The sequence below is a fragment of the Pantoea sp. Ap-967 genome (genome assembly GCF_011752565.1).
GTDB lineage: Bacteria > Pseudomonadota > Gammaproteobacteria > Pseudomonadales > Pseudomonadaceae > Aquipseudomonas.
In genome coordinates, this window is sequence record NZ_VWXK01000019.1 from 68,519 (window position 1) to 87,590 (window position 19,072).

Annotated in this window: 15 protein-coding genes; 3 read left to right on the forward strand and 12 right to left on the reverse strand. The window is 62.7% G+C overall.

All coding sequences use genetic code 11. The features are described 5' to 3' along the window. Positions 1–8: 8 nt before the first annotated feature. The 4 genes from F3J45_RS19570 to rpsU all read right to left on the reverse strand — a co-directional run bounded on the left by F3J45_RS19570 (position 9) and on the right by rpsU (position 8,275). The gene (locus F3J45_RS19570; RefSeq protein WP_167066493.1) at positions 9–3,752 is read right to left on the reverse strand and encodes an EAL domain-containing protein; all 3,744 of its coding nucleotides are present in this window, start codon (positions 3,750–3,752) and stop codon (positions 9–11) included. A gap of 121 nt (positions 3,753–3,873) precedes the next feature. Further along, on the reverse strand, positions 3,874–5,724 hold the full coding sequence (gene rpoD, locus F3J45_RS19575; RefSeq protein ID WP_167066496.1) for an RNA polymerase sigma factor RpoD: 1,851 nt from the start codon (positions 5,722–5,724) through the stop codon (positions 3,874–3,876). Positions 5,725–5,791: 67 nt separating this feature from the next. Continuing rightward, positions 5,792–7,774 (reverse strand): DNA primase, encoded by a 1,983-nt coding sequence (gene dnaG / locus F3J45_RS19580; protein ID WP_167066499.1) that lies wholly within the window; start codon positions 7,772–7,774, stop codon positions 5,792–5,794. A gap of 285 nt (positions 7,775–8,059) precedes the next feature. Then, a complete protein-coding gene (gene rpsU / locus F3J45_RS19585; RefSeq protein ID WP_003255575.1) occupies positions 8,060–8,275 on the reverse strand; it encodes a 30S ribosomal protein S21 in 216 nt (71 codons plus the stop codon). Positions 8,276–8,480: 205 nt separating this feature from the next. Here rpsU and tsaD point away from each other — a divergent pair, with 205 nt between their 5' ends. Further along, positions 8,481–9,506 carry a tRNA (adenosine(37)-N6)-threonylcarbamoyltransferase complex transferase subunit TsaD gene (tsaD, locus tag F3J45_RS19590; RefSeq protein WP_167066502.1) on the forward strand — a complete coding sequence of 342 codons (1,026 nt, stop codon included), beginning with the start codon at positions 8,481–8,483 and terminating at the stop codon, positions 9,504–9,506. Positions 9,507–9,514: 8 nt separating this feature from the next. On the opposite strand, the gene plsY is transcribed toward tsaD, so the two are convergent. Then, positions 9,515–10,084, reverse strand: a complete 570-nt coding sequence (gene plsY / locus F3J45_RS19595) for a glycerol-3-phosphate 1-O-acyltransferase PlsY (RefSeq protein ID WP_167066505.1) — start codon at positions 10,082–10,084, stop codon at positions 9,515–9,517. A gap of 83 nt (positions 10,085–10,167) precedes the next feature. On the opposite strand from plsY, the gene folB reads away from it, so the two are divergent. Further along, the gene (folB, locus tag F3J45_RS19600; RefSeq protein WP_370526428.1) at positions 10,168–10,515 is read left to right on the forward strand and encodes a dihydroneopterin aldolase; all 348 of its coding nucleotides are present in this window, start codon (positions 10,168–10,170) and stop codon (positions 10,513–10,515) included. After that, positions 10,506–11,015 carry a 2-amino-4-hydroxy-6-hydroxymethyldihydropteridine diphosphokinase gene (gene folK, locus F3J45_RS19605; protein ID WP_167066511.1) on the forward strand — a complete coding sequence of 170 codons (510 nt, stop codon included), beginning with the start codon at positions 10,506–10,508 and terminating at the stop codon, positions 11,013–11,015. Before folB ends, folK begins: the two co-directional genes overlap by 10 nt. A gap of 100 nt (positions 11,016–11,115) precedes the next feature. Here the strand turns inward: folK and F3J45_RS19610 are convergent, their stop codons facing one another. The 7 genes from F3J45_RS19610 to apaG form a co-directional block, all read right to left on the reverse strand. Continuing rightward, the gene (locus F3J45_RS19610; protein ID WP_167066514.1) at positions 11,116–12,210 is read right to left on the reverse strand and encodes a multifunctional CCA addition/repair protein; all 1,095 of its coding nucleotides are present in this window, start codon (positions 12,208–12,210) and stop codon (positions 11,116–11,118) included. 61 nt (positions 12,211–12,271) lie between these two features. Continuing rightward, positions 12,272–13,840, reverse strand: a complete 1,569-nt coding sequence (locus F3J45_RS19615; protein ID WP_167066517.1) for a SpoVR family protein — start codon at positions 13,838–13,840, stop codon at positions 12,272–12,274. After that, positions 13,837–15,108, reverse strand: a complete 1,272-nt coding sequence (locus F3J45_RS19620; protein WP_167066519.1) for a YeaH/YhbH family protein — start codon at positions 15,106–15,108, stop codon at positions 13,837–13,839. The genes F3J45_RS19615 and F3J45_RS19620 overlap by 4 nt, the downstream gene beginning before the upstream one ends. Positions 15,109–15,249: 141 nt before the next feature. Next, positions 15,250–17,172, reverse strand: a complete 1,923-nt coding sequence (locus F3J45_RS19625) for a PrkA family serine protein kinase (protein ID WP_167066522.1) — start codon at positions 17,170–17,172, stop codon at positions 15,250–15,252. A 283-nt stretch (positions 17,173–17,455) separates the two neighbouring features. Then, positions 17,456–17,785, reverse strand: a complete 330-nt coding sequence (glpE, locus tag F3J45_RS19630; protein ID WP_167066525.1) for a thiosulfate sulfurtransferase GlpE — start codon at positions 17,783–17,785, stop codon at positions 17,456–17,458. A 15-nt stretch (positions 17,786–17,800) separates the two neighbouring features. Then, entirely contained in the window at positions 17,801–18,667 is an 867-nt protein-coding gene (locus F3J45_RS19635) for a symmetrical bis(5'-nucleosyl)-tetraphosphatase (RefSeq protein ID WP_167066528.1), read from the reverse strand. Beyond that, on the reverse strand, positions 18,667–19,047 hold the full coding sequence (gene apaG, locus F3J45_RS19640) for a Co2+/Mg2+ efflux protein ApaG (RefSeq protein ID WP_167066531.1): 381 nt from the start codon (positions 19,045–19,047) through the stop codon (positions 18,667–18,669). Before apaG ends, F3J45_RS19635 begins: the two co-directional genes overlap by 1 nt. Positions 19,048–19,072 lie beyond the last annotated feature (25 nt).

The following is a 19,072-nucleotide window of genomic DNA, read 5'->3' on the forward strand; positions in this document are numbered from 1 at the left end:
TGCCCGGATTATAACGAGGGTTTCGATACCGTGCCATCCGAAAGATCGCTTAGTGATATACGAAGGAACGTCGCTGCGAATTCGTCGGCTGGCAAGGGCAGGCTGACGATGTAGCCCTGGATCTGTTCACACCCCTCGGCGGCCAGGAAACGCTGCTGCGCCTGGTTCTCCACGCCCTCGGCAATGATCGTCAGTTGCATGCTGCGCCCCAGGGCGATGATGGCGCGGGCGATGGCGGCGTCGTGGGGGTCGTCTGGCAGGCCGCGGATGAACGACTTGTCGATCTTGAGGATGTCCAGCGGCAGGCGCTTGAGGTAGCTCAGCGACGAGTAGCCGGTGCCGAAGTCGTCGATCGCCAGTTGCACGCCCAACAGCTTGAGCTGGTGCAGCACGGCCAGGGCTTCCTCGGCCTGGCTCATGATGAAGTTCTCGGTGATCTCCAACTGCAGGTCGCCGGCCTTGAGCTGGTAGGCCTTGAGCAGGTGCTCGATGCGCTTGGCCAGGTTGGGCTGGCGCAACTGGGCGCCGGCCAGGTTGATCGACAGCGGGCCGAACGCCTGGTAACGCTTCTTCCAGCGGTGCATCTGCTGGCAGGCCTGTTCCAGCACCCAGTCGCCAAGCTGGAGGATGCTGCCGTTTTCTTCGGCGAGGTGAATGAAGTGCTCCGGCGGCACCTCGCCGAAGGTTGGGTGGCTCCAGCGAATCAAGGCTTCGGCGCCCACCAAGGTCTGGGTCTTGAGGCTGAACTTGGGCTGGAAACTCAGGCTCATTTCATTGCGTTCGATGGCACGGCGCAGTTCGTGCTCCAGGGCAATGCGTTCGCTGGCCTGGGCGGTGAGGTCGCGGGTGTAGGCTTCAACGCGGTTGCGGCCCTTGGCCTTGGAGCGGTACATGGCCGCGTCGGCATTGCGGATCAGGCTGGCGACGTCGCTGCCGTCCTGTGGATACAGGCTGATACCGATGCTCGCGCTGGTGAAGAACTCATGCTCGCCGGCCTGGAACGGCGCGACGAAACAGGCCAGCAGTTTATTGGCAATGGCGCCGGCATCGGTGGGTTTGTGCAGGCCGGGCAGCAGGATGATGAATTCGTCGCCACCCAGGCGGGCCACCGTGTCGACATCGCGCACTTGCTCCTTGAGGCGCTGGGCGATGCCTTTGAGCAGCAGGTCGCCGACCGGGTGGCCGAGGCTGTCGTTGATGTGCTTGAAGCGGTCGAGGTCGAGGAACAGCACCGCACCCTGGCGGTTGGACACCTGGGCGCAGGTTAGCGCTGCCTGCAGGCGGTTCTCGAACAGGGCGCGGTTGGGCAGGCCGGTGAGCGGGTCGTGGTGGGCCTGGTAATCGAGCTTGGCCTGGGCGTGCTTGAGGCTGGAAATATCCGCGAACACGGCGACGAAGTGGGTGATCGCCCGTTCCGGGTTACGCACGGCGCTGATGGTCAGCCAGCCTGGGTACAGTTCGCCATTCTTGCGCTTGTTGAAGATCTCGCCTTGCCAGTGCCCCTCATCGGTCAACTGGTGCCACATGGCGGCATAGAACGCGCTGTCATGCTGGCCCGAGGCGAGCAGGCGAGGCGTTTGGCCGAGGGCTTCGATCTCGCTGTAACCGGTGATTTCGCTGAAGGCACGGTTAACCGCGCTGATGCGCTGGTCGATGTCGGTGATCAGTACGCCTTCTGCGGTGTTTTCGAACACCGTGGCGGCCAGTTGCAGTTTTTCCTGCATCAGGTGACGCTCGGTGATGTCGCGGGCGATGGTCAGCATGCAGTCGACGCCGGCAATCGGCAAAGGCCTTGCCGACAGCTCGCACAGGCGAATTTGCCCGTCGCTGCGGCGCAGGTGGGAGGTGAAGTCGCGCACGTAGCCATCGCGGGCCAACTGTTCGACCATGCGCTTGCGTTCGTTGAGGTCGACCCAGATGCCTAAGTCGAACGAGGTCTGGTCCACCGAAGGGTTGAAGTCGTAGCCGGTCAGGCGGCAGAAACCGTCGTTCACCTCCAGCAGCAGGCCATCGCTCTGGCGCGACAGCAACAAGCCGTCGGGCGAGGCGTGGAAGGCCTTGGCGAACTTTTCCTCGGAGGTTTGCAACTGCTGCTGGGTTTCCTTGAGCTGGCTGATATCGCGCACCGCCACCACCAGGGCCAGCGTGCCGTCGAGCTCGAAGGTTTCCGCCGAGGTGAGGCCGGTGAACAGCTGGCCGTTGCTGCGGCGGAAGGTCATTTCCAGGTTTCGGATACCGCCCTGGTGCAGCCGTTCGAGCAGTTTCGGCCCCATGCCCTCGCTGCCCCACAGGTTGAGTTCAGTGGCGGTGCGGCCAATCACTTCGCCTGGGCTCAGGCCAATCTGTTCCTCGAATGCCTCGTTGACCTCCAGCAGCGCGCCATCGCTGTGGCGGGCGATCAGCAGGATGTCGGGGCACTGCTCGAAGACCGAGGCGAACTTCTGTTCCGAAAGGCGCAGTGCGTCTTCGGTGCGCTTGGTTTCGCTGATGTCGATCATCAGCCCGCGCATCACCGGCTGGTGGCCGTGCTCGATCATGCTGACGATGTTGCGAACCCACAGCGCCTGGCCATCGGCGCGGATAACCCGGTAATCCAAGCTGTGATCGCGCCCGGCGGCAGTTTCGCTTTCGCAGTAGGCCTGGGCCCAGAGGGCGTCGTCCGGGTGCAGGATGCTGCGCCAGAAACCGGGCTTGAGCCAGTCGTGCAGGGGGTAGCCCAGCAGGTCTTCGGCATGGGGCGAGACATAGCTGTAGGTGAAGTCGTTGGCATCGGCTTCCCAGGCGATCGCCGACAGGCTTTCGATCAGGCCGCGGTAGTGGTACTCGCTGCTGCGCAGTTCCTGCTCCAGGGCGATGCGCCGGGAGATTTCCGAACTGAGCCGGCGGTTGATGCGTATCACCACGGCGAGCACACCGATCAGCAGCACCATCGCCGGCAGGCCGTAGATCAGCGTGTCGTGCCAGAAGCTGCGCTGGTCGATGACATTGCCGACCCAGCGTTGCTGGATCTGGCTGATTTCCTCGTCGGACATGTCGGCCATGACCTTGTCGAGAATGCCGACCAGCACCTTCTGATCGCGCGGCGCGGCCATTGCCAGTTGGTAGCGGTAGGGCGTTTCGCCGCTGACGTACAGCCCTTCGAGCTTGAGCTGGCGCAAGCTCCAGATACTCGATGCAAGGTCGCCGACCACGGCGTCCACTTCGTCGGTGGCCAAGGCTTGCAGGGTGGAACTCACATTCGGCATGGCCACCAGGTTGAGGTCCGGGTGGTGGGTGCGCAGCAGCTCGTGGGGGGCATAGTTTTCCACCACGGCGACCTTCAGCCCGTACAGGTCCTTGAGGGTGCGTGGTTGCGGCCCGCCATCATGGGCCAGGATGACAATCGGGAAATCGAGGTAGGGGCGGGTGAAGGCCAGGTAGTCCTGGCGCTCCGGGGTCGACATGATGCCGGGCAGCAAATCGATGCGCCCTTCGCGTGCCTGCTGCAGCACTTGGGTCCAGTTGCTTGGCTCGACCGGGTCGAGGGCAACGCCAAGGCGCTCGTGAAGCAAGGCGATGTAATCGGCGGCCAATCCCTGGTACCGGCCTTCCTGGTCCCGAAATTCGAACGGTGGCCAGGAGGCGTCGACGCCCAGCTTCAACTGCGGGTGGGCAGTGAGCCAGGTTTTTTCCTCGTCTGTCAGGGTGAGGGCGCCGGCCGTTGTGTTCCACAGAATCAGGAGCAACAACAGAATGGCCGGCATCGGCGGCATAGCAGCCTCGCATTCAGGAAGTCTGAAGTCGAGTGTAGACGGGCAATATGCCGCGTGGGTAGCTACTTGCCACAGCCATTTGTCACATAAGAAAAACCCCGGCCTGGGCCGGGGTTCGTCATCACTCGTCGAGGAAGGAGCGCAGATGTTCGCTGCGCGTCGGGTGGCGCAACTTGCGCAACGCCTTGGCTTCGATCTGACGGATCCGCTCACGGGTCACGTCAAACTGCTTGCCCACTTCTTCAAGGGTGTGGTCGGTGTTCATGTCGATACCGAAACGCATGCGCAGCACTTTGGCTTCACGTGCGGTCAGGCCCGAGAGCACGTCGCGGGTCGCTTCCTTGAGGCTTTCGACCGTGGCCACGTCGATCGGGGACTGCATGGTCGAGTCCTCGATGAAGTCGCCCAGGTGCGAATCTTCGTCGTCACCGATCGGGGTTTCCATGGAGATCGGTTCCTTGGCGATCTTCAGCACCTTGCGGATCTTGTCCTCAGGCATCTCCATGCGCTCACCGAGCTCTTCCGGGGTCGGTTCGCGACCCATTTCCTGCAGCATCTGGCGGGAAATACGGTTGAGCTTGTTGATCGTCTCGATCATGTGCACCGGAATACGGATGGTGCGCGCCTGGTCGGCGATCGAGCGGGTGATCGCCTGGCGGATCCACCAGGTGGCGTAGGTCGAGAACTTGTAGCCGCGACGGTATTCGAACTTGTCCACCGCCTTCATCAAGCCGATGTTGCCTTCCTGGATCAGGTCAAGGAACTGCAGGCCACGGTTGGTGTACTTCTTGGCGATGGAGATCACCAGACGCAGGTTCGCCTCGACCATTTCCTTCTTGGCGCGGCGGGCTTTCGCCTCACCGATGGACATGCGACGGTTGATTTCCTTGATCTCGGCGACGGTCAGGCCGGTTTCGGTTTCAAGGTCGATCAGCTTCTGCTGGCAAGCAACGATGGCGGCGTCCTTTTCACCCAGGGCAGCAGCCCATTTGGTGCTGCGCTTGGCCAGGTCACCGGACCAGGTCTGGTCGGTTTCGTTGCTTGGGAACAGGCGCAGGAAGTCGGCACGCGGCATGCGGGCGTCACGCACGCACAGCTGCATGATCGCACGCTCTTGCTGACGCAGGCGGTTCAGGGCATCGCGTACGCGCTCCACCAGAACGTCGAACTGCTTGGGCACCAGCTTGATCGGCATGAACAGGTCAGCCAGGGCCTGCAGGGCCTCGATGCTTTCCTTGACGTCACGGCCGTTCTTCTTCAGGACCTTGGAAGTGGCCTGGAGCTGATCGGCGACGGCACCGAAACGCTGGGCTGCAACGACCGGATCGGGGCCGCTTTCGGCCTCTTCCTCGTCGTCACCGCCTTCGCTTTCTTCGTCTTCGTCGTCCGACTCTTCCTTGGCCGCAGGGGCCTTGGCACCGGGAACCGGCACTTCGTCGGTTGGCGCGGCGATGTTGTCGTCAGGGTCGATGTAACCGCTGAGAACGTCGGACAGGCGGCCGCCTTCGGCGGTGACGCGGTCGTATTCGCCGAGGATGTAGTCGACAGTACCCGGGAAGTGAGCGATGGCGCCCATGACTTCACGGATGCCTTCCTCGATCCGCTTGGCGATTTCGATCTCGCCTTCGCGGGTCAGCAGCTCGACGGTACCCATTTCGCGCATGTACATGCGCACCGGGTCGGTCGTGCGGCCGATATCGGTTTCAACTGCCGCCAACGCAGCAGCGGCTTCTTCGGCCGCGGCTTCGTCGGTGTCGGCTTCCGCCAACAGAAGGGCATCCGCATCCGGAGCACTCTCGAATACGTTGATCCCCATGTCGTTGATCATGCGGATGATGTCTTCCACCTGTTCCGGATCTGAAATATCCTCAGGCAGGTGGTCGTTGACCTCCGCGTAAGTCAGGTAGCCCTGCTCACGACCGCGGGTGATCAACTCTTTGATACGAGACTGCTGTTGCGCTTTTCCGGACATAACACCCTATCCACTGAAGGTCTTGGCGGGCAAAAAACAAGCCGAGGATTATACCCGAGCATGGGCCTCACGCGCCAGATGAGGTCGGCGTTTGTGCGGGAACATTCCGGCTCAGCAGGGCGAGGAGCTGGGTTTTTTCCTCGCTGGTCAATTCGCTTTGACGTGATTTCCTGAGCAGTTGTTCCAGGCTGCGCTCGCGTTGGCGGGCGGACAAGCTAGTTATAGTGTCGAAAAATTGTTGTTCAAGGCTGTCGGCCACGATCAACCATTCCTTTTCCGCCAGGGCCCGCAGCAGGCGGCCCTGTTCGGTGCCGTGCCAGCGTGCGATCAACTGCATTGAGCTTAGCCCAGGATTTTTCTGCGCGGCTTCGATCAGTGCTACCAGCAGCTGGCTGTACAGGTGTTCTTCGTCGGCGAAGTGGCTGGCGTCCTCGACTTTGCCCGCCAGCAGCGGGTGGTGCAGCAAAGTGCGCAGGGCCGCCAGGGTCGGCGGCTCGACGGGCGCCGGCACCCGGGGCGGTGCCTCGTCGCGTTGCTGCCACGGTTTGCCGCCCTTGCGGTTCTTGTCCCAGGGCTTGTCGCTCCAGGGCTTCTTGCCGCCCCCCTTGTTCGGTTTCCACTCCTGTTCCTGGTGAACAGGGGCGTAATCGTGCTGCGGCACGTCGCCGTAGTCGGGGGTGAAGCTGGCCATGGCATCGTAGTCATAGCCTGGGTCGTAGTCCGGCACGCTGCTCGGCGCCGGGGCCTGTTGCGCCAGTTGCTCGACCTGTTGGGTGTCCAGGCCGGTGATTTCCTTGAGGCGGTTGCGCATCAGCTGGCGCAGGTTGGCGCCGGGAATCTTTTCGATCAACGGTGCGGCCAGGGTTGCCATGTGCGCCTTGCCTTCGAGCGAGCGCGGGTCGGCCTCGGCGCTCAGTTGCTCGAAGAAGTAGTCGGCCAGCGGTTGGGCGTGCTGGTTGATGCGGGCCTTGAAGGCATCGGTGCCCTCGGCGCGCACCAGGCTGTCGGGGTCTTCGCCTTCGGGCAGGAACAGAAAGCGCGCGCGGCGCCCGTCCTGCAGGGCAGGCAAGGTCGACTCCAGGGCGCGCCAGGCCGCCTTGCGCCCGGCCTGGTCACCGTCGAAGCAGAACAACACGCTGGGCACCACGCGGAACAGGCGCTTGAGGTGTTCTTCGCTGGTGGCGGTGCCCAGGGTGGCCACGGCGTTGCGCAGGCCTTGCTGGGCCAGGGCGATGACGTCCATGTAGCCTTCGACGACGATGATCTCGTCGAGGTTGCGGTTGTGCTTGCGCGCCTCGTACAGCCCGTAGAGCTCCTGGCCCTTGTGGAACACCGGGGTTTCCGGGGAGTTCAGGTACTTGGGCTTGTCGTCGCCGAGTACCCGGCCACCGAAGGCGATGATGCGGCCGCGGCTGTCGCGGATCGGGAACATCACCCGGTCGCGGAAACGGTCGTAGCGCTTGCCGCTCTCGGCGTTCTCGATCAACAGGCCGGCGTCGATCATCACCTTCTGCTGCAGGGTGTCGGCGCCCAAGTGCTTGAGCAGGTTGTCCCAGCCAGGCGGCGCGAAGCCCAGGCCGAAGTCGCGGGCGATCTCGCCCGACAGGCCGCGGCCCTTGAGGTAATCCACCGCCGCCTTGCGGGTCGGGTGGTTGCGCAGGGCCTGGCGGTAGAACTCCGAGGCAGCGTCCAGCAGCGGGTACAGGGGCGAGTCGGTGGGCTGGCGCGGCTTGTGGTCGCGGCGGCCTTGCTCGCGGGGTACTTCCATGCCGGCGGCGCGGGCCAGTTCCTCGACGGCCTGGGGGAAGTCCAGGTTGTCGTGGTCCATGACGAAGCCGAGGGCGTTGCCACCAGCGCCGCAACCGAAGCAGTAGTAGAACTGCTTGTCGGGGCTGACCGTGAAGGAGGGGGTTTTCTCCTTGTGGAACGGGCAACAGGCCGAGTAGTTCTTGCCGGTTTTTTTCAGCTGGACGCGCGAACTCACCACGTCGACGATGTCGAGGCGGTTGATCAGGTCGTCGATGAAGCTTTGGGGAATCAGCCCGGCCATGGCAGTCTCGTCATCTGGCAACTGGCAAGTCTAATCGCTAACGCGCCGAAGAGGGGCGAATGCTGATAGGGGAAGTGCGAGGGAGTGTGTGCTCGTCGGTAGCCGCAAGGGCTCGTCAGTCAGGACGTGCACGCCTGGCCGTAGCCAGCTCTGACGTTTTGAAGCGTGCCCACTGCAGGTTGCGAAGGGCGCCTTGAGCTAGCTGCCCAAGGTTTGAAGCAAACCGCTGCCATTGGCCCGGCATTGAGCCGGGCTGGGCAGAAGCTCTTGCGTAGAACGCCTGTATTAGTACAGACGAACGGCGCGGCGCTGTTCGCGCTGAACTTTCTTGGCGTGACGCTTAACAGCAGCAGCTGCTTTGCGCTTACGCTCGGCGGTCGGCTTCTCGTAAAACTCGCGGCTACGAACTTCAGCCAGTACACCGGCTTTTTCGCAGGAGCGCTTGAAACGACGCAGAGCTACGTCGAAGGGTTCGTTCTCTTTAACTTTGACGGCTGGCATCCAGGGCTACCTTAATTCATTACCGGGGTAGACGTGCTCCTGGCAAAACAAAAGGTGTGCTGGAGAACGTCGGTTTTCAAGGGTTGCGGATGTTAACCCTTAGTACGCCGGAATGCAAAGCCTCTGATCGAAAACCGCTGGTCGGCACCCGGCACGGGGACTATCATGCGCGGCTTCGAATTCAGCCCCCACAAGGGACGAGCCCATGCTAGTACTGGGATTGGAAACATCCTGCGACGAAACCGGCGTCGCATTATACGACAGTGAGCGCGGTTTGTTGGCCGACGCGCTGTTCAGCCAGATCGACCTGCACCGTGTGTTCGGCGGGGTGGTGCCCGAGCTTGCCTCGCGCGACCACGTCAAGCGCATGCTGCCGCTGATCCGCCAGGTGTTGGCCGAGGCCGACTGCGTGGCCACCGAGATCGACGCCATCGCCTACACCGCGGGCCCCGGCCTGGTCGGTGCGCTGCTGGTGGGGGCCTCGTGCGCCCAGGCCCTGGCCTTTGCCTGGGACATTCCGGCGGTTGGCGTACACCATATGGAAGGCCACCTGCTGGCACCGATGCTGGAGGAAAATCCGCCGGAATTTCCGTTCGTCGCCTTGTTGGTGTCCGGCGGCCACACCCAGTTGGTGCGAGTCGATGGCATCGGCCGCTACGAGCTGCTGGGCGAGAGCCTGGACGACGCGGCCGGCGAAGCGTTCGACAAGACCGCCAAGCTGATCGGCCTGAATTACCCAGGTGGCCCGGAAATCGCCCGCCTGGCCGAACAGGGCGTGCCCGGGCGCTTCGTGTTCCCGCGGCCGATGACCGACCGCCCAGGGCTTGAGTTCAGCTTCAGTGGCCTCAAGACCTTCGCCTTGAACACCTGGCAGCAGTGCAAGAATGCCGGTGACGACAGCGAGCAAACCCGTTGCGACCTGTCCCTGGCATTCCAGCAGGCAGTGGTGGAGACTCTGACCATCAAGTGCAAGCGTGCGCTGAAGCAAACCGGCCTCAAGCGCCTGGTGATCGCCGGTGGCGTGAGCGCCAACAAGGCGCTGCGTGCGTCGCTGGAAGACATGCTGGCCAGTATCAAGGGCAACGTGTATTACGCGCGCCCCCAGTTCTGCACCGACAACGGCGCGATGATCGCCTATGCCGGCTGCCAGCGCCTGTTGGCCGGGCAGCAGCAGGACCTGGCGATCAGCGTGCAGGCACGCTGGCCGATGGAGCAGTTGCCGCCGGTGTGACGGGCGCGTCAGAAGTGCCGTTCGCGCCCGGCGAACAGGTCGCGCAGGTTGTTGCGGTGGCGCCAGACGATCATGACCGTGAGCACGGCGATCGGCAGCAGCGCCTCCGGTTCGCGCCAGGCCAGCAGTGGCAGGGTCAGCGGCGTGGCAACCAGCGCTGCCAGCGAGCTGGTGCGGGTGAGGTAGAAGGTCAGCAGCCAGGCGCCGATGGCCAGCAGTGCGGCCGGGAAGTACAGGCCCATGAGCATGCCGGCGGCGGTGGCGACGCCCTTGCCGCCTTTGAAGCGAAAGTACAGCGGGAACAGGTGGCCAAGCACCGCGCACACCCCGACCCAGGCCTGCTCCTGCAGGCCCAGGCCGGCAGCGCGGGCCAGCAGTACCGGCAACAAGCCCTTGCACAGGTCGCCCAGCAGGGTCAGGATCGCCAGTCTACGGCCCGCCAGGCGAAGCATGTTGGTGGCGCCGGCATTGCCCGAACCGCAGGAACGCGGGTCTGGGCTGCCCGACAGGCGGCTTAGGACGATGGCGAAGGACAGCGAGCCGAGCAGGTAGGCGAGCAGCGCCAATAACCAAAACATGCTAACTATTCCGGGCGAGGACGCCCTGATTCTAACGGCGCCCGTCGCCCTTGTCGTGCTGTGGAGAGAAGTGCTTGGACAGAGTGTTCATCGAAGGCCTGGAAGTCGATACCGTCATCGGTGCCTATGACTGGGAGCGGGATATTCGCCAGTGCCTGCGCCTGGACCTGAGTTTTGCCTGGGACAACCGCCCGGCGGCGGCGGATGACGACCTGGGCAAGGCGCTGGACTACGCCAGTGTCACGGCACGCATCCAGGCCTTTGCCGAACAAGCGCGCTTCGAGCTGGTGGAAACCTTCGCCGAGCGCCTGGTCGCGGCGTTGATGGAAGAATTCCACATCCCGTGGGTGCGGCTCAAGCTGACCAAGCCGGGTGCGATCCCGGCGGCCCGCGGCGGTGTTGGCGTGGAGATCGAGCGCGGATGTCTCTGAGCACGGTTTACCTGGGGCTGGGCAGCAACATCGACCGCCACCGGCACCTGGGTGCTGGGCTCGATGCCCTGGCGGCCATTCTTACGGATATGCGCTGTTCCCCGGCCTTCGAAAGCCAGGCGGTGGGGATCAAGAGCGGGCCGTTCATCAACTTCGTGGTGACTGGCAAGACCGAACTGCCATTGTTGGAGCTGGACCGCCGGCTCAAGTTCATCGAGGCCGACAATGGCCGCTATGCCCCGGACCGCAAGGGCTTGCCGCTGGATATCGATGTGCTGATGTATGACCAGTTGCATGGCACGTTCGATGGGCTGGTGCTGCCCAGGGCGGAAATCCTGAAGAATGCGTTCGTGCTGTGGCCGTTGTCGTTGCTTGCGCCGGAGCTGGTTCACCCTGGGGCGGGGAAAAGCATGGCGCAGTTGTGGCAGGAGGCGCAGATCGACCAGGTGCTGGCACCGGTTGCCTTCGAGTGGCGGGGGTTGCAGCTGACCCAGGTGTAAGCCTGTGGCGGCCCTTTCGCGGGGCAAGCCCGCTCCTACAAAGCCCGCGTGTATGCGGGCCTTGTAGGAGCGGGCTTGCCCCGCGAAGAGGCCGGTAGGGTCAACCGCGCGCGTAAGCCTCAAGCGCTTTAAGCCGCTCAGCTTTAAGCGCCTCCCCCAAACCTTGCCCGCTCAGCCCCGCTGCCACCAGCGGCTTCACGTCCACAGCCCGAACCGCTGCCGCCGCCCCGCGTAAATAATCGGCCTGTGGATAACCCTCAGGCACTGCCATTTCACACGCAGCAATAAAATCCTCGAACCGTTGCGGGCGCCGGTAAACGTCGAATTTCTGCAGCATTTCCAGCAGGTTCGCAGGTGTTAGCCGCAGCGCGTCATCGGCATTCCCGGCAAATTCCCCTACCAGCACGGCCAATTCCTGGCATTCACGCGGTGCCTTGAAGCGCTGGTTGAGCGCCTTGATCTCTGTGGGGCCAAGCCCACGCAGCAAGCACGCCCAACGCACCGCCAGGGGCTGCTGGTGCTGCGCCGCCCGGTGCAGCGCTGGCAGGGTGTCCGGGCCGTGCTCCAGTTCCGGCATCAACTGCACCAGGGCACCACAGGCGCGCAGCACTTCAATGAACACCTGCGGCTGGCTTTCCATCAGCGCCCGTTCTATCTCCTTCCAGCTGCGCTCTGCAGTCAAGGCCTGCAGCTCGCCCGACTCGGCAATCTGGCGCATCAGTGCCAGGGTTGGCTCGGCAACCTGGAAGCCCAGCGGTGCGTAACGCGCGGCAAAGCGGGCGACGCGCAGCACGCGCAAAGGGTCTTCGGCAAACGCTGGGGACACATGGCGCAGCAGGCGCTGTTCAAGGTCAGCCTGGCCACCGTAGGGGTCGTACACGGTTCCCTGCTCATCCTCGGCCATGGCATTGATGGTGAGGTCGCGGCGAATCAGGTCTTCTTCCAGGGTCACCTCGGGGCTGGCGTGGAAGGTAAACCCGCCATAGCCACGGCCGCTCTTGCGCTCAGTGCGGGCCAGGGCATATTCCTCACCCGTCTTGGGGTGCAGGAAAACCGGAAAATCAGCGCCCACGGGCCGAAAACCCTGGGCGTGCATGGCTTCGACCGTGGCGCCAACCACCAGCCAGTCGATATCGCTGACCGGGCGCCCGAGCAGGCGGTCACGTACCGCGCCGCCAACTTTGTAGATGTGCATGTGCAGCCTCCATTACTGCCCACAGGATACCCTGTCGGCAGTAATGGTGGGGCGTGGAAGGTTAGAGGTGGTGGATGACGGCCAAGTCCATGCGGCCATAATCACCGCTGTCGCCATGCTCTCCGCGCGGTGGCATATGGTGGGTTTTCATCACCTGGTCGCCTTGCACGGTTTCCAGGTGAATATCGAAGCCCCACAGGCGGTGCAGGTGCTTGAGCACTTCCTCGGTGGAGTCGCCCAGCGGTTTGCGGTTGTGCTGCTGGTGGCGCAGGGTCAGCGAGCGGTCGCCGCGGCGGTCGATGCTCCAGATCTGCACGTTGGGTTCACGGTTGCCCAAGTTGTACTGGGCCGCCAGTTGCTCGCGGATGATCCGGTAACCTGCCTCATCGTGGATCGCCGGGACCAGCAGGTCATCGCGCTGGTCGTCGTCGAGGATGCTGAACAGCTTCAGGTCGCGCATCACTTTGGGCGACAGGTACTGCAGGATAAAGCTCTCGTCCTTGAAGCTGCTCATGGCGAACTTCAGGGTAGACAGCCAGTCACTGCCGGCAATGTCGGGGAACCAGCGGCGATCCTCCTCCGTTGGGTTCTCGCACATGCGGCGGATGTCGGTGTACATGGCAAAGCCCAGCGCGTAGGGGTTGATGCCGCTGTAGTAGGGGCTGTCGAAGCCTGGCTGGAACACCACGCTGGTGTGCGACTGCAGGAACTCCATCATGAAGCCTTCGGTGATAAGGCCTTCGTCATACAGGTCGTTCATCAGGGTGTAGTGCCAGAAGGTCGCCCAGCCTTCGTTCATCACCTGGGTCTGGCGCTGCGGGTAGAAATACTGGGCGATCTTGCGCACGATGCGCACCACTTCGCGCTGCCAGGGTTCGAGCAGCGGGGCGTTTTTCTCGATGAAGTAGAGGATGTTTTCCTGCGGTTCGGAAGGGAAGCGCGCATCGTCTCGCTCGCCACCTTTTTCGGCGCTCTTGGGAATGGTGCGCCACAGGTCGTTGATCTGCCGCTGCAGGTGCTCCTCACGGTCTTTTTGCCGGCGGCGTTCTTCCTCGGCAGAGATCGGGTAAGGGCGCTTGTAGCGGTCGACACCGTAGTTCATCAGCGCATGGCAGGAGTCGATCAGGTCTTCCACCGCATCGATGCCATGGCGTTCCTCGCACTGGGCGATGTACTGCTTGGCGAACACCAGGTAATCGATGATCGAGGTGGCGTCCGTCCAGGTGCGGAACAGGTAGTTGCCCTTGAAGAAGCTGTTGTGGCCGTAGCAGGCATGGGCGATCACCAGTGCCTGCATGCACATGGTGTTCTCTTCCATGAGGTAGGCGATGCACGGGTCGGAGTTGATCACGATCTCGTAGGCCAGGCCCATTTGGCCTCGGCTGTAGGACTTCTCGGTGCTGAGGAATTGCTTGCCGTAGGACCAATGGTGATAACCCAGCGGCATGCCGACGGAGGCGTAGGCGTCCATCATCTGCTCGGCGGTGATCACCTCGATCTGGTTGGGGTAGGTGTCCAGGGCGTAGCGTTCGGCCAGGCGGCTGATTTCCCGGTCGTACGTCTGGATCAGCTCGAACGTCCACTCGGACCCGGTGGAAATGGGTTGGCGTCTCTGTGCTCTGGCGGTCATGTGGCTAACCTGCGCTGGAAGAGTTCACGGAAGACCGGGTAGATATCGCCGGCCGATACCAACTGCTGCTGGGCGAATGTGTCGGGGAAAGCCTCGCCGATTCGCTCGTACTCGTACCACAGCGCCTGGTGCTCACGCGGGGTGATCTCGACGTAAGTGTAGTACTGCACGTGGGGCATGATCTGCTTGGAGAGGATCTCGCGGCAGATGGGCGAGTCGTCGTTCCAGTTGTCGCCGTCGGAGGCCTGGGCGGCGTAGATGTTCCAGTCGGCGGCTGGGTAACGTTCGGCCATGATTTCCTGCATCATTTTCAGCGCGCTGGAAACGATGGTGCCGCCGGTTTCCCGAGAATAGAAGAATTCTTCCTCGTCGACTTCACGGGCGCTGGTGTGGTGGCGGATGAACACCACCTCGATGCGGTCGTAATTACGCTTGAGGAACAGGTACAGCAGGATGAAGAAGCGCTTGGCGATGTCCTTGGTGGCCTGGGTCATCGAGCCGGACACGTCCATCAGGCAGAACATCACCGCCTTGGAGCTGGGGTTGGGCTGCTTGACCAGCAGGTTGTACTTGAGGTCGAAGGTGTCGAGGAAGGGCAGCCGGTTGATGCGTGCCTTGAGCCGTTCGATCTCTTGCTCGACTTCCTGGATATCGGTGAAGTTGTCCGGCTCCTCGACCTTTAGCCGGGCCAGCTCCTTCTGCGCTTCGCGCAGCAGGGCGCGGCTGCTGCCGGTCAGGGCAATACGCCGGGCATGGGCCGAACGCAGGGTGCGAACGATGTTGATGCGCGACGGGTTGCCTTCGTTGGCGATACCGGCACGTACGGTTTTGAAGGTGTCGGCGCCGGTCAGGTGGCGCTTGACCAGGTTGGGCAGTTCGAGGTCTTCGAACATGAATTCGAGGAATTCTTCCTGGGTGATCTGGAAGACGAAATCGTCCATGCCCTCGCCGGAATTGCCGGCCTTGCCGCGGCCACTGCCGCCGCCACCGCCCTGGGGCCTGGGGATATGTTCGCCGGCGGTGAATTCCTTGTTGCCGGGGTGCACGATGGTTTGCTTGCCGCCACGACCGTGGTGCAGCACCGGTTCGTCGATGTCGCGCCCCGGAATGCTGATCTGTTCGCCGTGTTCCATGTCCATGATGGAGCGGCGGCTCACGGCCTCTTCGACGGCCTTCTTGATATGTTCACGGTAACGCCGCAGGAAGCGCTGGCGGTTGACCGTGCTCTTGTTCTTGCCGTTCAGGCGTCGGTCGATAACGTAGCTCATGGTCCCTCCGGTGACTGGATGCAGCTGCAAGCCACAAGCTTCAAGCTGCAAGAATGAGCAGCCACCGCTGCCGCAAGCCCTGGCGCGGGCGGCAATGCCCACGCCAGGCCGCTTGCAGCTTGCGGCTTTTCGCTTGCCGCTTTATTGCGACTTCCTGACCCGCAGGTACCATTCCGACAGCAGGCGCACCTGTTTGTCGGTGTAGCCACGCTCCACCATCCGCGTGACGAAGTCGTTGTGCTTCTGTTGGTCCTCCTTGCTGGCCTTGGCGTTGAAGCTGATGACCGGCAGCAGGTCCTCGGTGTTGGAGAACATTTTCTTCTCGATCACCACCCGCAGCTTCTCGTAGCTGAGCCAGCTCGGGTTCTTGCCATTGTTGTTGGCACGGGCACGCAGCACGAAGTTGACGATCTCGTTGCGGAAGTCCTTCGGATTGCTGATGCCGGCCGGCTTCTCGATCTTCTCCAGTTCCTCGTTGAGGGCGATGCGGTTGAGGATTTCGCCGGTTTCCGGGTCGCGGTATTCCTGGTCCTGAATCCAGAAGTCGGCGTACAGCACATAGCGGTCGAAGATGTTCTGGCCGTATTCGCTGTAGGACTCCAAGTAGGCCGTCTGGATTTCCTTGCCGATGAACTCGATGTAGCGCGGTGCCAGGTACTCTTTGAGGTAGCGCAGGTAGCGCTCGCGCACTTCGGCCGGGAACTGCTCCTGCTCGATCTGCTGTTCCAGCACATACAGCAGGTGCACCGGGTTGGCAGCGACTTCGTGAGGGTCGAAGTTGAACACCTTGGAAAGAATCTTGAAGGCGAAGCGCGTCGACAGGCCGTTCATACCTTCGTCCACGCCCGCGGCGTCGCGGTACTCCTGGATCGACTTGGCTTTGGGGTCGGTGTCCTTGAGGTTTTCGCCGTCGTACACCCGCATTTTCGAGTAGATGTTCGAGTTTTCCGGCTCTTTGAGGCGCGAGAGCACGGTGAACTGGGCAAGCATCTTCAGGGTGTCGGGGGCGCAATGGGCCTTGGCCAGCGAGCTGTTGATCAACAGCTTGTCGTAGATCTTGATCTCGTCGCTGACGCGCAGGCAGTACGGCACCTTGACGATGTAGATCCGGTCGATGAAGGCCTCGTTGTTCTTGTTGTTGCGGAAGGTGTGCCACTCCGATTCGTTGGAGTGGGCCAGCAGGATACCGGTGTAGGGAATGGCCCCAAGGCCTTCGGTGCTGTTGTAGTTGCCTTCCTGGGTGGCGGTGAGCAAGGGGTGCAGGACCTTGATCGGCGCCTTGAACATTTCGACGAATTCCATCAGGCCCTGGTTGGCCCGGCACAGTGCGCCCGAATAGCTGTAGGCATCGGCGTCGTTCTGTGGGAATTCTTCGAGCTTGCGAATATCCACCTTGCCGACCAGGGCAGAGATGTCCTGGTTGTTTTCATCGCCAGGTTCGGTCTTGGCGATGGCAACTTGGTTAAGGATCGAGGGGTACAGCTTCACCACCCGGAACTTGCTGATGTCGCCGCCGAACTCTTGCAGGCGCTTGGTGGCCCAGGGCGACATGATGGTGTTCAGGTAGCGCCGCGAAATGCCGTATTCCTCTTCGAGGATGGCGCCGTCTTCGGTGGCATTGAAAAGCCCCAGGGGCGATTCGAACACCGGCGAACCCTTGATCGCGTAGAAGGGCACTTTTTCCATCAGTTGCTTGAGCTTTTCGGCCAGCGACGATTTACCGCCACCGACGGGGCCCAGCAGGTAGAGGATCTGTTTCTTCTCTTCCAGGCCTTGGGCGGCATGGCGGAAGTACGAGACGATCTGGTCGATGCACTCTTCCATGCCATGGAAGTCGGCAAAGGCCGGATACCGGCGAATCACCTTGTTGGAGAAAATTCGCGACAGCCTGGAGTTGGTAGAGGTGTCGATCAGCTCCGGCTCGCCGATGGCCAGCAACAGCCGTTCAGCCGCGGATGCGTAAGCACTGCGATCCTCTTTGCACAGCTCGAGGTACTCCTGCAGCGAGAGTTCTTCCTGACGCGTGGACTCGAAGCGTTGTTGGAAGTGGCTAAAAATACTCATGACGTCACCTCGCTCGATACGTGGAGACGACGCCGGATCAGTCAGCTGATGCTGGCATGCAACCGGGTTCGCCGATTGCTGTATACCCCCCAGAACACCCTGAAACGCTACCGATGACCCGCACGCCGGTGTACCGGCTCTCCCCTTTTTTTGGATGGCCTGCGCTTAAGAATAGTTGGTTATCTGCAAGGTCAAGGGCAAGCGGCGCAGAAGTTGCCTGCTACCGTTCGTCAGGTGAGGCGCGAGCCCGCGTAGGGCGCGGGCTGCAGTAAAAATGAAAAAATTATTCGGCGCTGCCCTGGGCGGTTTCGGCCGGGTAGGTGGCGCGCCACAGCTCGAAGCCGCCGTCGACGCTGTACACATCGGAGAAGCCCTGGCCCACCAGATAGGCGGCGGCGCTCTGGCTGGAATTGCCGTGGTAGCAGACCACCAGGGTGGGCGCATCGAGGTCGGCGTTACGGATGAAGTCGGCGACCGAATGGTTGTCCAGGTGCTTGGCGCCGGTGATGTGGCCGGCGGCATAGGCTTGCGGGTCGCGAATATCGACGACTACCGCACCTTGCGCGCGCAGGGCCAGGGCCTGCTCGGGGGGGATGCGTTTGAATTCGCTCATGGCGAGGGCTTTCCTTCAGGGGTGATCGTTCAGTGTAGTGGGTTGTGCCGGCGGGCGGACATGGCCGTCGTCGGTGCAGTCGCAGTGGTGGTACTCGCCGCTGTCGACGTTGTACAGGGTCATCGCGCCGCCCCACACGCAACCGGTGTCCAGGGCGATGATGCCGGGTTCGTCGACCTTGCCCTGCAGTGCGGCCCAGTGGCCGAAGATGATCTTCACATGGCGCGAGCGGCGGTCCTTGTGGGCGTACCAGGGCTTGTAGCCCTTGGGGGCGGTGCCCAGGCCTTCCTTGCTCTTGAGGTCGAGCTTGCCCTCGGCGGTGCAGAAGCGCATGCGCGTGAGGTAGTTGGTGATGACCCGCAGGCGCTCCACGCCAGCCAGGTGCTTGCTCCACTTGTTCGGCTCGTTGCCGTACATGCCGTCCAGGTAGGGTTGCAGGCGGTTGTCGTCGCGCAGCACCTGCTCGACCTCGGCGGCCAGCTCCAGGGCCTGGCCAAGTGTCCATTGCGGTGGGATGCCGGCATGGACCAGGGCGATGCCGCGGGGCTCGTCGTAGTGCAGCAGCTTTTGCTGGCGCAGCCAGTCGAACAGCTGGTGGGCGTCGGGGGCTTCGATGATCTCGCGCAGGGTGTCGCTTTTCTTCAGGCGCTCGACGTTATGCCAGGCGGCCAGCAGGTGCAGGTCGTGGTTGCCCAGCACGCACACCAGCGATTGGCGGATCGAATACAGGTAACGCAGGGTTTCCAGTGATTCAGGGCCGCGGTTGACCAAATCGCCAACCAGCCACAGGCGGTCGACCGCCGGGTTGAAACCCACCCGCGCCAGCAGGCACTTGAGCGGCTGCAGGCAGCCCTGCAGGTCGCCGACGGCGTAGGTGGCCATCAGTGCAGGGCCCCGGGGACCGCCAGGCGGAAGGGGGCGATCTCGGCGTCGAAGCGTTTGCCGTCTTCGGCGAACATCTGGTAGCTGCCCTGCATGGTGCCAACGCGGGTGCTGATGACGGCACCGCTGCTGTAGGTGTGGCTGGCGCCGGGCTCGATGGTCGGCTGCTGGCCAACCACGCCGGCGCCGCGCACTTCCTCGACCTCGCCGTCACCGTTGGTGATCAGCCAGTGGCGCGACAGCAGCTTGGCCGTGACCGAGCCGCTGTTTTGCACGGTGATGGTGTAGGCGAACGCGAAACGACTGTTTTCGGGGTCGGATTGGTCTTTGAGGTAGCGGGTGACGACGGTGACGTCGATTTGATAGCGGGGGTCGGACATGCAAGGGCCTTGGGCGAGCTGACGC

Excerpts from the sequence above, each read along its gene's own strand:
- rpsU (WP_003255575.1), bottom strand. The coding sequence starts at position 8,275 with ATGCCAGCCGTCAAAGTTAAAGAGAACGAACCCTTCGACGTAGCTCTG.
- tsaD (WP_167066502.1), top strand. The coding sequence starts at position 8,481 with ATGCTAGTACTGGGATTGGAAACATCCTGCGACGAAACCGGCGTCGCA.
- rpoD (WP_167066496.1), bottom strand. The coding sequence starts at position 5,724 with ATGTCCGGAAAAGCGCAACAGCAGTCTCGTATCAAAGAGTTGATCACC.
- apaG (WP_167066531.1), bottom strand. The coding sequence starts at position 19,047 with ATGTCCGACCCCCGCTATCAAATCGACGTCACCGTCGTCACCCGCTAC.
- F3J45_RS19570 (WP_167066493.1), bottom strand. The coding sequence starts at position 3,752 with ATGCCGCCGATGCCGGCCATTCTGTTGTTGCTCCTGATTCTGTGGAAC.
- F3J45_RS19620 (WP_167066519.1), bottom strand. The coding sequence starts at position 15,108 with ATGAGCTACGTTATCGACCGACGCCTGAACGGCAAGAACAAGAGCACG.
- F3J45_RS19635 (WP_167066528.1), bottom strand. The coding sequence starts at position 18,667 with ATGGCCACCTACGCCGTCGGCGACCTGCAGGGCTGCCTGCAGCCGCTC.
- folK (WP_167066511.1), top strand. The coding sequence starts at position 10,506 with ATGTCTCTGAGCACGGTTTACCTGGGGCTGGGCAGCAACATCGACCGC.
- F3J45_RS19615 (WP_167066517.1), bottom strand. The coding sequence starts at position 13,840 with ATGACCGCCAGAGCACAGAGACGCCAACCCATTTCCACCGGGTCCGAG.
- dnaG (WP_167066499.1), bottom strand. The coding sequence starts at position 7,774 with ATGGCCGGGCTGATTCCCCAAAGCTTCATCGACGACCTGATCAACCGC.
- plsY (WP_167066505.1), bottom strand. The coding sequence starts at position 10,084 with ATGTTTTGGTTATTGGCGCTGCTCGCCTACCTGCTCGGCTCGCTGTCC.
- F3J45_RS19625 (WP_167066522.1), bottom strand. The coding sequence starts at position 17,172 with ATGAGTATTTTTAGCCACTTCCAACAACGCTTCGAGTCCACGCGTCAG.
- glpE (WP_167066525.1), bottom strand. The coding sequence starts at position 17,785 with ATGAGCGAATTCAAACGCATCCCCCCCGAGCAGGCCCTGGCCCTGCGC.
- F3J45_RS19610 (WP_167066514.1), bottom strand. The coding sequence starts at position 12,210 with ATGCACATCTACAAAGTTGGCGGCGCGGTACGTGACCGCCTGCTCGGG.